The organism is Rhodoplanes elegans (assembly GCF_016653355.1).
GTDB lineage: Bacteria > Pseudomonadota > Alphaproteobacteria > Rhizobiales > Xanthobacteraceae > Rhodoplanes > Rhodoplanes elegans.
Genome location: NZ_NHSK01000048.1, coordinates 26,259 through 37,856, shown reverse-complemented (window position 1 = coordinate 37,856; position 11,598 = coordinate 26,259). Strand labels below are relative to the sequence as shown.

Genomic DNA, 11,598 nt, shown 5'->3' with positions numbered 1-11,598 from the left:
GGCTTGGCCATGGGCCGCAATATGGGCCGGCGAGCGCGGCGGGGAAAGGGCGGGCCGGCGCGCTCCCCGACCCTGTCGGCCGGTGCATCCCACCCTATATACCACCGTGCCGGCGGCGCGCCGGCGCGCCTAGGACACCGTCAGGACCCCGGGAGATAATCGATGGTCACGCCTCCGGACGCCTATCTCGATCTCTTGAAGGACAAGAAGGCCTTCGCCAGCATCGCCACCGTGATGGCCGACGGCTCGCCGCAGGTGACGCCGGTGTGGTTCGACTACACGGACGGCGTCGTGCGGGTGAACACGGCGAAGGGCCGCGTGAAGGCCAAGACGCTCACGCCCGGCCGGCCGGTCGCGCTCGCCATCATCGACCCCGACAATCCCTATCGCTACCTGCAGATCCGCGGCACGGTCCGCAGCGTCACCGAGGATGGGGCCGACGCCCATATCGATTCGCTGGCCAAGAAGTATCTCGGCGTCGACACCTATCCGTACCGCCAGCCCGGCGAGCAGCGCCTGTCGATCGCCATCGAGCCGACCTCGGCGTCCGGAATGAACTGAGCGCGCTGAACGTCAGGGCTCGTCATGGCCGGGCTTGTCCCGGCCATCCACGTCTTTCTTTGCTGAGAAGCATCAAGGCGTGGATGCCCGGCACGAGGCCGGGCATGACGGCGGAGAGGCCTGGACGGCGGTCCGCGCCCCGGAATGACCGAACAGTGCTTCACGGCGCCACCAGGCTCGGCGACTGGCCGCTCGCGGCGAGCTCCTGGGCGACGAAGCCGTTCTTCTTCATCTCGGCGATGAAGTTTTGCAGAAAGGCGAGCGCGGCGGCGCGGCCCTTGGGCACGGCGATCGCCTGCTCGATGCCGACGAAGCGGCCCGGCATCACCCGGTAGCCGGGATGCGATTCGGCGAAGGCGACCAGCTCCTGGCGCACCCCGGCGACCGCCTCCAGCCCGTCCTTCAGGAACAGGGCGCGCGCCTCCGGCCCGCTCGGGGCGAGCACCAGCTCCGCCTGCTTCAGCGTGCGGGTGAGGTGCAGCTCGTAGGCGCTGCCCCGCGCCCCTGCGATGCGCACGCCCGGCCGGTCGACGTCCCCGACATCCTGCAGGGGGGAGTTTTCGGGAACCACGCAGCCGGCCTCGATCAGCACATAGGGGGCGGTGAAGTCGAGCTCGGCGGCGCGCACCGGGTCGATCGCCATGAAGGCGACGTCCCATTCGTCGCGGGCGAGCGCCTCGAACACCTTTCCGGCCGCCTTGTAGGTCGCGAACTCGACTGCCACGCCGAGCCGTTCGGCGAGGGCGCGGGCGAGCGCCGCCTGGGTGCCGCGCGGCTCGCCCGTCGTCGGGTCCTGCTGGGCCAGCACGGCGTTGCCGAAATTGATGGCGGCGCGCACGCGGCCCTTGGGCGCGAGCTCGTTCAGCACGTCCTGCATCGGGGGCTCCCTCCTGGCCCGCGGCCGAGACACCGGCCGGGGCTCCGCCTGCACCGATACTACGGTTCGGCCGCCGGCGGTATGGTCGGCGCCACGCCGCCCATGAACACCGGCGTCAGCACGTGCGATCGGTAGAGCCACCGGCCGTCCTGGCGCACGCAGTCGCTCGTCACGTCGGCGATCATGATGGCGGGCAGCGACGGCAGCACCGGCTCGCCGTCGGCCGCGTAGAGCAGCAGGATGCAGCGCAGGGTGGCTTCGTCCTCGCCGGCCCGGTCGATCCGGAAGTTGGTGACGACATGGCGGGCGGTGCGGGCGCCGCGCGCCTCCCGCCACGCATAGAAGCCGCGGACCGCGTCGCGGCCCTCCATCCGCGTGTCGCCGATCACGAACAGGCCGTCGGGCACGTAGAAGCCGTGCCCCTCGCGGCCGTGATGAAGATCGACCTCGTGCCAATAATCGACCTCCAGCGCGGTGAGCACCTGGAGGAGGGCGCCCCGATCGCGCCCGCCCCCGCCGTTCGGTTCCGCGACCATGTCTCACTCCTGGATGCTGATGCCGGCCTTCTCGATCGCCGCCTTGTTGAAGGCGAGCTGCTCGTCGAGGAAGCGGTCGAGCTCCTTGGGCGAGGAGCCCACCGGATCGACCACCAGCTCGTCGAACCGCTTGGCGACGGCCGGTGACTTCACGGCCGCGGCGATCGCCTTCGACATGCGCTCGACGATGGCGGCGGGCGTCTTGGCCGGCGCGAAGACGGCGACCCACATGGGAAAGGCGAAGCCCGGCAGCGTCTCCGCGACGGTCGGAAGGTCCGGCCGCTTCGGCGATCGCTCGGTCGTGGTGACGGCGAGCGCCCGCACGCGGCCGTCCTCGATGTTGGGGAGTTGCGGCGCCAGCCCGTCGATGACGAGATGGATCTGGCCACCGAGCAGCGCCGCCGTCGTCTGGCCGCTGCCGCGGTAGGGCACGTGGACCATGTCGAGCCCGGCGCTGGCCTTGAACGCCTCGAGCGGGATGTGCGAGGCGCCACCGATGCCGCTCGAGCCGAACGCGTACTTGCCGGGGTTCTTCTTCACCAGCGCGATGAACTCGGGCAGCGTTTTGGCCGGCACGTCCGGCGACGTCACCATCACGAGCGGATAGCGCGTCACCAGCGAGACGCTCTCGAAGTCGCGGCGCACGTCGAAGCCCGGGGTCTTGTAGACATAGGGCAGCGACGCCATGCCGGGTCCCGAGAACAGGAACGTGTAGCCGTCGGGCTCCGCCTTGGCGACCGTGCGGGTGGCGATCAGGCCGCCGGCGGCGCCGTTGTTCTCGACGATCACGCGTTGCGGCAGCTCGCTGCTCAGGCCCTCGGCGAGCAGGCGCGCCATCAGGTCGATGCCGCCACCGGCCGCCGAGGTGACGATGAAGCGGATCGGACGGTCGGGCCAGGAGTCTCGGGCGGCATCCTTCGCCCCGGGTTGGGCCGCCGCCGGACCGGACACCGTCGCCAGGACGGTGCTGATCACGACGGTGCTGATCACGACGGTGCTGATCACGACGGTGCCGATCACGGCGGTGCTGATCAGGCCGGTGCTGAAGACGGCGGGTCCGGTCGCCGTGGCGACGACGGTCGCGAGCTGCCGAAGCAGGCGCATGGTCGGCTCCTCTCTTGCTTTTCTGCGTTTCCTCGTGCGGCGCGGATGCCGCTCGTTCTTGACTTGCAGATTATTAATAATTAATCAGAGGCCGCGACGCAATTCCCCTCCGTCGAAATCGTCGCGCCGGACCGAGACGCGCGACGCCGCATCGATGGGACGGCTCTCAGCACCGGCGGAGGTACGATCGGGAGGATGTCCAGTGGAACGCGCGAACGGGCCGACATGGCCCAACGGAAAGCGGGTCGCCGTCGCCGTCACGGTGATGTACGAGACCTGGGCCGAGGGAAAGGCGCCGAACTACTCGGTGCAGACCACGCATCTCAAGCCCGGCACGGTCGATCTCGCCGGCCGCGCCTGGTCGACCTACGGGGCGCGGGTCGGCGTCTGGCGCGTCGTGCGCACGCTCGACCGCCTGCAGATCCCCGGCACCTTCTTCACCAATGCGCGATGCGCCGAGCTCTTCCCCGACACGGTGGCGCAGATCGTCCGCTCCGGCCACGACGTCGGCGGCCACAACTACACCCAGGACGCGCTGCTCGCCTACATGGAGCCGGAGGAGGAGCGGGCGACCATCGGGCGCTGCCTCGGCATCCTGGAGGAGAAGGCCGGCAAGCGGCCGACCGGCTGGCTCTCCTCGGTGCTCGCCTTCACCGAGCACACGACGAGCTTCCTGGCCGCCGAGAAGCTCAAGTGGCACGCCGACGTGACCTATATCGACCTGCCGCACCGGATCGAGACGCCGAACGGGGTGCTCGCCGCGGTGCCCAACAGCGACTTCACCGACAATCGCGTGCTGCGCTCGAGCCCACGCGACCTGTGGGACGTCTACAAGGGCACGTTCGACTATCTCTATCGCACCGAGCCGATGTCGATGCTGGTGCTGACCCTGCACTGTCACTTCGGCGGAAGGCCGATGATCATGTCGGTGTTCGAGGAGATCGTCCGCTACATGCAGCAGTTCCCGGACGTCTGGTTCGCCCGGCACGAGGAGCTGGCCGACTGGGCGCTGGCGGCGCCGGTGCCCGAGCATTCCTACAAGGCCCGGTTCTTCTGACCCGGCACGGCGGCCACGGCGGCTTGTCATCGCCGCGGCGGCCGCGTAAGCGCTGGCGCTTCGGCGGGGAGAGCGCGACGATGACGGAACCGGGACGACGCACCAGGCCTGCGGCTTCGGCACGCGGGCGGGCGGCTGCCCCGGGGGCCGGCGGGACGGTACGGCCCGAGCCCGCGGCGCGGAACGAGCCCGCGGTGCGGGCCGTGCAGCGTCCCCCGGCGGAGCCGCCGCCGCCGTCGCGCAGCCTGTGGCTCGCCGAGGTGCTGCGCGAGCGCATCATCACCGGGGTCTACGCCCCCGGCGAGCGCATCCGCGAGGCGCAGCTGCGCGAAGAGTTCGGCTTTTCCAACGGCCCGATCCGCGAGGCCTTGCAGGCTGTCGTGGCGGACGGGCTCGCCGAGCGCCCGCCGTTCCAGGGCGTGCGGGTCAAGCGCCTTTCCGAGCGGGAGATCATCGAGCTGTTCCAGGTGCGCCTCGCGCTCCTGGAATACGCGGTCGAGCTCGCCGCCCGCAGCCCGACGCCGCAGACCATCGCGGGCGCGGCCGCGCTGAAGCGCAACATCGACGCGGCCTTCACGAAGCTCGACGAGGGCCATCCGGCGTTCGGCGGCAAGCTGTCGCAATGGCTGCTGGCGGCCGCCGGCAACCGGGTGATGCAGGAGATCTGGGACCGGACCCTGCAGCAGACCCTGATCTACGTGAACGCCGCGTTCGCCCGGAGCCGGGGCCGCAAGAGCCGGGCGCTGCTCATCGCCCTGATCGACCGGATCTGCGAAGGGGACGTCGCGGCCGCCCGCGCGACGGCCCGGGCCCTGACCGTCCAGACTCTCGCCGACCTCGGGATCTCCGGCACGCTCTGACGCCACGTGGAGGGGCGCCGGGGCGTCCCGCCTCTTGCGCACGCGCGCCGCGTGAGGCAAGAACCCGGCACCCCCGCTTCCCGCACTCGCTCTGTTTTCGATCACGTCGGAGGCGTCATGCCGATCTACGGCTTCGCATGCAAAGGCTGCGGCCACATGTTTCAGACCCTGGTGCGGTCCTCGGACGTGCCGGAATGCCCGGCCTGTGGCGCCGTCGAGCTGGAGCAGCAGCTCTCGCTGATCGCCTCGCCCCAGAAGGGCGGCGCCGACGCGGAGCCGGCCTGCACGCCCGGCGGCTGCGGCCAGTGTCCGGGCATGGCGATGGGCATGGGCGGCTGCGGCTGACGGCCGGCGCCGGCCGTTCGCCGGCAGCCTTCGATCTGTCTGGTGCCGCACGCGCGTGCGGCACTCTGATGCCGGATGGCGGCCACGCAGGCCGCAGATCGATCGGCCGCTGCGCGGCGATCGGGCTCAGAACCCGTCGACGACCTGCACGACGTGCTCGACCTCGGGCGGCGCCGCGAAGGTGTGACCGACGCATTCGCGCCAGGCCTGGAAGTCGGGCGAGCCGCGGAAGTCGACCGTGTGGTTCTGCAGCGTCTCCCATTTGACGAAGAGGCGGTAGCGCGAGGGCTTCTCGTGGCTCTTCTGAAGGGTCACGCCGGAGCAGCCCTTGGCCCGACGGAACAGCGGCACCGCTTTCACGACCCCCGCCTCGAACTCGGCCTCCAGGCCGGGCTTCACCTCGATCTGCGCGATTTCCAGGACCATGAATGCCTCTGCGGTCGGAATAGGGAAACGACGGGCGGGATGATGCGTCGGAGATGGCGGGCCACGCAACGCCCGGCGCCGCTCGCCTGACCTGCGTGCGCGACAGCCCCGCCGGTTCGGCACGGCGCCGCCCGGCAAGGGGATTGCCCGGACCCTTGCGTCGGCATTTCGTTGCCACGGGCCATTCCGCCGCGCCAAGGCCACAGTTCCGGCCCCGGGATTTTCCTGCGCCGACCGACTTTTGCGTGAAAAAGCCCGGCTTCGTGTCGCCCGTCCGGCCCGTCGGAATCGAGCTTTTGATCCCGGATTCCTTTCGGTGCCCGAATCTGGTCGCCCGCCGGCGGATGGCCGGTATCCGACAAAAGGTTGTCGACGACACTGATTCGTGCGGTCGAGTTGCGGAGTGCGCAACCTCGCGAGCCTCGCATGTTGTTCCGAATGTCGGGAAAACATGTGGAAAGTCGCCGCTCCGGTGTTTTCGACGGAGAGGTTTCCGTAGTGTTTCTCGCGTGTTTTCGCTTGCGGATGGGGCTAATTCTAATACAATCAGGTTTGTTTGGTGGCACTTCGGGCCGATTTCCGGGTCCAGCCGGCCGATAAGCGCGGGGCGAGGCCTCGGCTCTACAAATCAAAAGTAAATATATTTGCGCGGCGCAATTTTTCCGCGGTTAGCCAAATACAGTTTTTCACTTGCGATACAGTCATGCACGTGAGAAGAGCCTTATTCATATCCCGCCCACCGGTTTGTTCGCCGACCGGACCGAGATCGATCGCGCCGAGATCGATCGTCACGAGGTTGCCCGGCACAAGCTCGACCCTCGGAAGAAAACTTCACCTCCATTTAGGAGAGTCGGACAATGGCTAATGTGAATCTCAAGGCCATGGACGTCGATGCGCTGCTCGCCTTGCGCGGCGAGATCGACGACACCCTGGAGGAGCGGAGCCGCGAGCTGAAGAAGCAGCTCAGCGCGCTCGAGACGGCGCGCGGCCGCCCGGCCCGTGGCGCGTCGGCCGGCGGCCGGTCGAGCGCCCTGAAAGGCGTGAAGGTGGCGCCGAAGTATCGCGGTCCGAACGGCGAGACCTGGGCCGGCCGTGGCGCGCATCCGAAGTGGCTGGCGGCGCTGCTCGCCGACGGTCACTCGCTCGACGAGTTCTCGATCGAGGGCGCCGACGAGGCCGAGGTCGAAGAGGTCGCCGAGAAGCCGGCCCGCAAGGGTGGTGCCCGCGGCCGTCGCAAGCGCGGCTGAGCGGCCCGCGGCCCCGTCGCCACCGGGCGCAGCGGCGATCTCGCCGCGGCGCCGAAGTCGATCTTTCGCGGCCGGACGCGCGGTCGTGTCGGCGAGCCGTGCCGTCAGCAGGCGATCCGCAGGCGGGCGCGCTGCGCGTAGCCGCGGTAAGGACGCTCCACCGTCAACGCCGCCCCGAGCGCCTGCGCCCGGGCGGCGAGACGTGTCTCCAGATGGTCGCGCGGGGTGACGTGGAACAACGCCAGCCACGCCCGCAACGCCGTCCGCAGGCTGTCCGGCAGCCGCTCCTGACCGCCGAAGTCGACGATCTGCAACTCGCCGCCGGGCGCCACCAGGGCGAGCGCCCGGTCGAGCGCGCCGTGCCAGTCCGGGATCATCGACAGCGTGTAGGAGAAGTAGACCCGCTCGAACCGCGGCACGCCGAACACGGCGGCCGGGTCGAGCGTGACGGCGTCGGCATGCGCGATCGCGACCCGCCCGCCGAGGCCGGCGCGGGCGATCGCCTCCGCGGCGCTCGCCAGCATCTCGGTCGAGATGTCGACGCCGAAGAAGCGCGCCTGCGGCCAGCGGCGCGCCGCCCGCACGAGATTGCGCCCGGTGCCGCAGCCGATCTCCAGCACGCGGTCGCCGGGGCGCGGGGCGAGCCGCTCGATCAGATCGTCGCGACCGAGCAGGTAGTATTTGCGCGTGAGGTCGTAGAGGTGCCGCTGGCGGCGGTACATCCGGTTCATGCGCGCGGTGGCGTCGGCGGCCGCCGCATCGCCGCCGCGGTCGTCGATCGCGTGCGTCATCTCAGGTCCGGTCGTCCAGCACGTAGAGATGGAAGCCGCCATAGATGGCCGAGCGGTCGCGCGCCGTGAAGGCACGCGAGGCGTCCGCCTCGTAGCGCCAGCGCGACAGGATCGCGTCGTCGAGCCGGCCGGGCAGCAGGCTCGGCTCGGCGGCGGTGCGGAAGATCACCCGGGCGCCCGGCTTCGCGGTGCGGGTGATCTCGCCCCACAGCGCATCGAGCTGGGCGTCGGTCATCCAGTCCTGGGCGTCGAGCAGCACGTAGCGATCGACCGACTGGGCCGGCTGCGCCGCGAGATGCTCGGTCATCGCCGCGTTGACGACGGCGACGCGGTTTGCCCGGGCGCTCACGGCGGCGAAGTTGTCGCGCTCCAGATAGGGCGGCACCGGATCGCGCTCGCCGTCGCCGTAGCGGCGGCCGAAGGCCTGCCACGCGAAGTAGTTGTCGTCGAGATCGAAGCCGCAGGTGAGCCGCTCGACCCGGCTGCGCAGCACCGCCGCCATGTCGCCGCCGCCGGCCGACGCGAGCGCGGCGTACTGGGCCGGCGGGATGCCGAGGCCGTAGAGCGCGACCGGCCGGTCGACCGCCCAGCGCACGAAGCGCTTCTCGAACAGCGGCGCGAGCAGCGTCTGGAACAGTTCGAGCTGCTCTTCGCGCGACCGCGCGGCGAGCAGCCGGCGCAGGTCGACGCCGTAGAGCCGCGCCACCGCGTGGCCCAGCCCGATGAAATGGCCGAGCAGGCCGTGCTTGTAGACGTTGCGGGCGAACAGCGAGATGCGCCGCCGGCCGAGCCCGAAGGCGCCGCGCCCCTCCCAGTAGGCGCGGGTCGACGCGTCGAGCCGCGGCGCCAGATGGTTCCAGTAGGCCTCGACATTGACCGCCTCGTCGGCCGTGCCGAAGAACCGGTAGAAGGCGCGCCACGACGGCAGATGCCGGGCGGCGGCGAGCTTCAGGCGCACCAGCGCGACATGCGCCGTGTTGACGTCGACGGCGGTGATGCGCGCCGGGTCGGCGATCAGATACGAGAGCACGTTGCAGCCACCGGAGGCGATCGCCACCACGTGATGGTCGCGGCCGATCTGCAGGGCCTCCATGTCGACGGCCGGATCCTCCCAGATCTGCGGATAGACGAGCCCGCGGAACATCCAGGCGAAGACGATTTCGGAAAGGCCCTGGCGCGACAGGGCGGGAGTGCGACGGACGGCGGCGCTGACGCCGCACCGGACCTTCGACGGCGAGGAGATCACACCGGGCCTCGATGACTGCGATGAAAGGGATGCGTCCAAATCACCACGCGCGAACGGCACGCGGTCGAACACCGGCGTGTGTATCGATCAGCCGGTGACGCCTTCATGACAGTGTGACGCGGCGGCGGGGGACGGCGTCCGAACTCGCTGCACCCGAATTGGCTGCGGCTGAACCCGCGCGGTCGGCCGGGCGCGCTGCGGCCGGCGCCGGTCGGGTGCCCGCGAAGTCGTGATCGGCGCGGTTGCATTCACAGGTTGCAACTAGGAAGCTAATCTCCTATTGGTTGCGCCGCCGATGCCGGCTGCACCGCAGGTGGTGCGATCCGCCGATCGGTAGCGGGCGAGACCAAAACCGGGCTGTTCCACGACCGCGCCGTCACCAGCGTGTGGCCAACGCCGCGCGCCTGGTCCGCCGCGTCGCCGCGAACCGGCCGAGCGAGCAGGGAGGGAGCCGATGCGGCAGAACTTCACCCAGACCATCACGATCGCGGGGACGGTTCGGGCGGTCGACGAGGCGAACGGCAGCTTCACGTTCCAGGCCCGCAGCGGCGATCAGTTCACGGCCTTCGTGGGGGTGACGACGAGCTATCAGGTGGTCACCAATCTCGACCAGATCTCGCGCGACCGCGTCCCCGATCCGGCCGCCGATCCGCCGGGCACGGACGTGCAGATGGCGCTGCGCAAGTACATCCAGCGCGACCGGCCCGTCTTCGTCGCCGGGCTCTATCAGGAGGACGGCGACCGCGCCCGCTTCGAGGCGCGCACCGTCTATCTGCTCCACTCCGCTCCGGACCGCTACTTGTTCGAGGAGACCCACTGGTGGCTCGTGCAGGTCACCCAGATGGCGGACCGCATCCTCGACCACCTGTTCGACGAGCGCCGCAACTACACGATCGACGACTTCGCCAAGTTCTACCGCACCAACCTCAACATCCTGGGCCAGCCGGTCGACGACAACGTGCAGGAATGCGCAGTGCTGTCGCGCCTGCTCTACGACCTTTCGACGGCGTTCCTGATCACCGGCGCCGAGCGCTACTTCCTCGCCGCCCAGGCGGCCGTGAAGTATCTGCGCGAGGCGTTCCGCTCGTCGAGCCACGACGGCGAGTACTGCTTCTGGGCCTACGGCCGCCGCCGCCACAGCGAGGGCGAGAAGGGCGAGAGCCTGTACTTCGCCTCGCAGGGGCCGGACGACATCGGCACCATTCCGCTCTACGAGCAGATCTACGCCATCGCGGGACTCACCCAGTACTACCGCATCACACTCGACACCGAGGTGCTGGAGGACATAAAGCGCACCATCCAGAGCTTCCAGGCCTTCTACTGGGATCCGCCGTCCGCCACCGCCAAGGGCTTCGCCGGCAAGGGCGGCTACTACTCGCATCTCGATCCGGTGACGATGCGGCCGGACACGCCGGCGCTCGGCGAGAACTGCAAGCGCAAGAACTGGAACTCGATCGGCGACCACATCCCGGCCTATCTGGTCAACCTGATCCTCACGTTGGAGCCGCTGCCGGCCGGCAGCGCGCGCCCCTATCTGGCCGATCTCCTCAAGACCGCAATCTCGATTCTGGAGGAGACGACCACCCTGATCGTCGAGAAGTTCCCGGATCCGAGCTCGAGATACGTCAACGAGCGCTTCCACGACGACTGGACGCCCGACCATGCGTATCGCTGGCAGCAGGACCGCGCCGTGGTCGGTCACAACCTGAAGATCGCCTGGAACCTGACGCGCTGCGCCAACTACTTCCACATGCGCGCGGCCCGCCACCGCGCCATGGGGCACGGGCCGCAGGCCTCCGCCGACGACAACCACGCCAAGCGCCTCCTCCAGGTCGCCCGCAAGCTGGGCGACGACATGGCGACGGTCGGGCTCGACGCGGTGCGCGGCGGCATCTTCGACTGCGTCGAGCGCCACCCGAACGGCGGCATGCCGATCCAGTTCGCCTGGGGCGCCACCAAGGACTTCTGGCAGCAGGAGCAGGGCGTGCTCGCCTATCTGATCCTGCACGGCGCCACGGTGGGCGACAGCATCTACCTGCAGCTCGCCCGCGAATGCTCCGCCTTCTGGAACCTATTCTTCCTCGACCGCGAGCGGCAGGGCTACTATTTCCGCACCACCGAGAACGGGCTGCCGATCCTCGACGGCCAGTACGGCATGAAGAGCAGCCACGCGATCGGCTATCACGCCTTCGAGCTCGCCTATCTGGCGCATGTCTACATCCGCACCTTCGTCGATGCGGGCAACGGCGCCGACAACGGCTTCTGCCTCTATTTCCGCATCCGTCCGTCACCGAACCAGACGACCATCAACGTGCTGCCGGACTTCATGCCGCCGGGGCGGTTGTCGATCGAGCGCGTGGTCGTCAACGGCATCGACATGACGGCGCAGCTCAAGCCGTCGAACCCCGACGACTTCCAGATCTCGCTCGCCAATCTTTCGGGCGCGCAGGACGGCGGTGCGATCGCGCTCGTCGTCCAGTTCGCGGCGATTCCCACCTGAAGGCCCGCCCGACCGCACATCATCCCGAACGTCGCACCGCACGCCGAA

13 protein-coding genes are annotated in these 11,598 nt (G+C 69.4%); 6 read left to right on the top strand and 7 right to left on the bottom strand.

Going from position 1 to position 11,598, the window contains the following annotated elements:
• Positions 1-162 precede the first annotated feature (162 nt).
• Entirely contained in the window at positions 163-561 is a 399-nt protein-coding gene (locus CCR97_RS03890) for a PPOX class F420-dependent oxidoreductase (RefSeq protein ID WP_111355401.1), read from the top strand.
• 160 nt (positions 562-721) lie between these two features.
• On the opposite strand, the gene CCR97_RS03885 is transcribed toward CCR97_RS03890, so the two are convergent.
• From CCR97_RS03885 to CCR97_RS03875, 3 genes are read right to left on the bottom strand one after another with little or no spacing between them, the layout of a single operon-like run.
• Complete coding sequence (locus CCR97_RS03885) at positions 722-1,438, bottom strand: transporter substrate-binding domain-containing protein (protein WP_111355402.1); 717 nt, start codon at positions 1,436-1,438, stop codon at positions 722-724.
• A gap of 59 nt (positions 1,439-1,497) precedes the next feature.
• Positions 1,498-1,974, bottom strand: coding sequence for a nuclear transport factor 2 family protein (locus CCR97_RS03880; protein WP_111355403.1), 477 nt, complete (start codon positions 1,972-1,974; stop codon positions 1,498-1,500).
• Between the two features lie 3 nt (positions 1,975-1,977).
• Positions 1,978-3,078: a Bug family tripartite tricarboxylate transporter substrate binding protein gene (locus CCR97_RS03875; RefSeq protein ID WP_111355404.1), complete on the bottom strand. Its 1,101-nt coding sequence runs from the start codon at positions 3,076-3,078 to the stop codon at positions 1,978-1,980.
• 202 nt (positions 3,079-3,280) lie between these two features.
• Between CCR97_RS03875 and CCR97_RS03870 the strand changes: the two genes are divergently transcribed.
• From CCR97_RS03870 to CCR97_RS03860, 3 genes are all read left to right on the top strand, one after another.
• A complete protein-coding gene (locus CCR97_RS03870) occupies positions 3,281-4,135 on the top strand; it encodes a polysaccharide deacetylase family protein (protein ID WP_170145671.1) in 855 nt (284 codons plus the stop codon).
• Between the two features lie 203 nt (positions 4,136-4,338).
• Positions 4,339-4,995 carry a GntR family transcriptional regulator gene (locus tag CCR97_RS03865; protein WP_170145672.1) on the top strand — a complete coding sequence of 219 codons (657 nt, stop codon included), beginning with the start codon at positions 4,339-4,341 and terminating at the stop codon, positions 4,993-4,995.
• A 117-nt stretch (positions 4,996-5,112) separates the two neighbouring features.
• A complete protein-coding gene (locus CCR97_RS03860) occupies positions 5,113-5,340 on the top strand; it encodes an FmdB family zinc ribbon protein (RefSeq protein WP_111355407.1) in 228 nt (75 codons plus the stop codon).
• A gap of 126 nt (positions 5,341-5,466) precedes the next feature.
• Here CCR97_RS03860 and CCR97_RS03855 read toward each other — a convergent pair whose 3' ends face one another.
• Both CCR97_RS03855 and CCR97_RS03850 read right to left on the bottom strand, forming a co-directional pair.
• Positions 5,467-5,766 carry an antibiotic biosynthesis monooxygenase family protein gene (locus tag CCR97_RS03855; protein WP_111355408.1) on the bottom strand — a complete coding sequence of 100 codons (300 nt, stop codon included), beginning with the start codon at positions 5,764-5,766 and terminating at the stop codon, positions 5,467-5,469.
• Between the two features lie 621 nt (positions 5,767-6,387).
• The gene (locus tag CCR97_RS03850) at positions 6,388-6,558 is read right to left on the bottom strand and encodes a hypothetical protein (RefSeq protein ID WP_201159313.1); all 171 of its coding nucleotides are present in this window, start codon (positions 6,556-6,558) and stop codon (positions 6,388-6,390) included.
• A gap of 65 nt (positions 6,559-6,623) precedes the next feature.
• Here CCR97_RS03850 and CCR97_RS03845 point away from each other — a divergent pair, with 65 nt between their 5' ends.
• Entirely contained in the window at positions 6,624-7,013 is a 390-nt protein-coding gene (locus CCR97_RS03845) for an H-NS histone family protein (RefSeq protein WP_111355409.1), read from the top strand.
• Between the two features lie 104 nt (positions 7,014-7,117).
• Here CCR97_RS03845 and CCR97_RS03840 read toward each other — a convergent pair whose 3' ends face one another.
• Both CCR97_RS03840 and CCR97_RS03835 read right to left on the bottom strand, forming a co-directional pair.
• Positions 7,118-7,804, bottom strand: a complete 687-nt coding sequence (locus tag CCR97_RS03840; protein WP_111355410.1) for a class I SAM-dependent methyltransferase — start codon at positions 7,802-7,804, stop codon at positions 7,118-7,120.
• Position 7,805: 1 nt separating this feature from the next.
• A complete protein-coding gene (locus CCR97_RS03835; RefSeq protein ID WP_245428697.1) occupies positions 7,806-9,047 on the bottom strand; it encodes a BtaA family protein in 1,242 nt (413 codons plus the stop codon).
• Positions 9,048-9,504: 457 nt separating this feature from the next.
• On the opposite strand from CCR97_RS03835, the gene CCR97_RS03830 reads away from it, so the two are divergent.
• Positions 9,505-11,550: an AGE family epimerase/isomerase gene (locus CCR97_RS03830; RefSeq protein WP_111355411.1), complete on the top strand. Its 2,046-nt coding sequence runs from the start codon at positions 9,505-9,507 to the stop codon at positions 11,548-11,550.
• Positions 11,551-11,598 lie beyond the last annotated feature (48 nt).

Coding starts and splice junctions, on each gene's coding strand:
- CCR97_RS03890 (WP_111355401.1), top strand. CDS start 163: ATGGTCACGCCTCCGGACGCCTATCTCGATCTCTTGAAGGACAAGAAG.
- CCR97_RS03885 (WP_111355402.1), bottom strand. CDS start 1,438: ATGCAGGACGTGCTGAACGAGCTCGCGCCCAAGGGCCGCGTGCGCGCC.
- CCR97_RS03880 (WP_111355403.1), bottom strand. CDS start 1,974: ATGGTCGCGGAACCGAACGGCGGGGGCGGGCGCGATCGGGGCGCCCTC.
- CCR97_RS03875 (WP_111355404.1), bottom strand. CDS start 3,078: ATGCGCCTGCTTCGGCAGCTCGCGACCGTCGTCGCCACGGCGACCGGA.
- CCR97_RS03860 (WP_111355407.1), top strand. CDS start 5,113: ATGCCGATCTACGGCTTCGCATGCAAAGGCTGCGGCCACATGTTTCAG.
- CCR97_RS03855 (WP_111355408.1), bottom strand. CDS start 5,766: ATGGTCCTGGAAATCGCGCAGATCGAGGTGAAGCCCGGCCTGGAGGCC.
- CCR97_RS03845 (WP_111355409.1), top strand. CDS start 6,624: ATGGCTAATGTGAATCTCAAGGCCATGGACGTCGATGCGCTGCTCGCC.
- CCR97_RS03840 (WP_111355410.1), bottom strand. CDS start 7,804: ATGACGCACGCGATCGACGACCGCGGCGGCGATGCGGCGGCCGCCGAC.
- CCR97_RS03830 (WP_111355411.1), top strand. CDS start 9,505: ATGCGGCAGAACTTCACCCAGACCATCACGATCGCGGGGACGGTTCGG.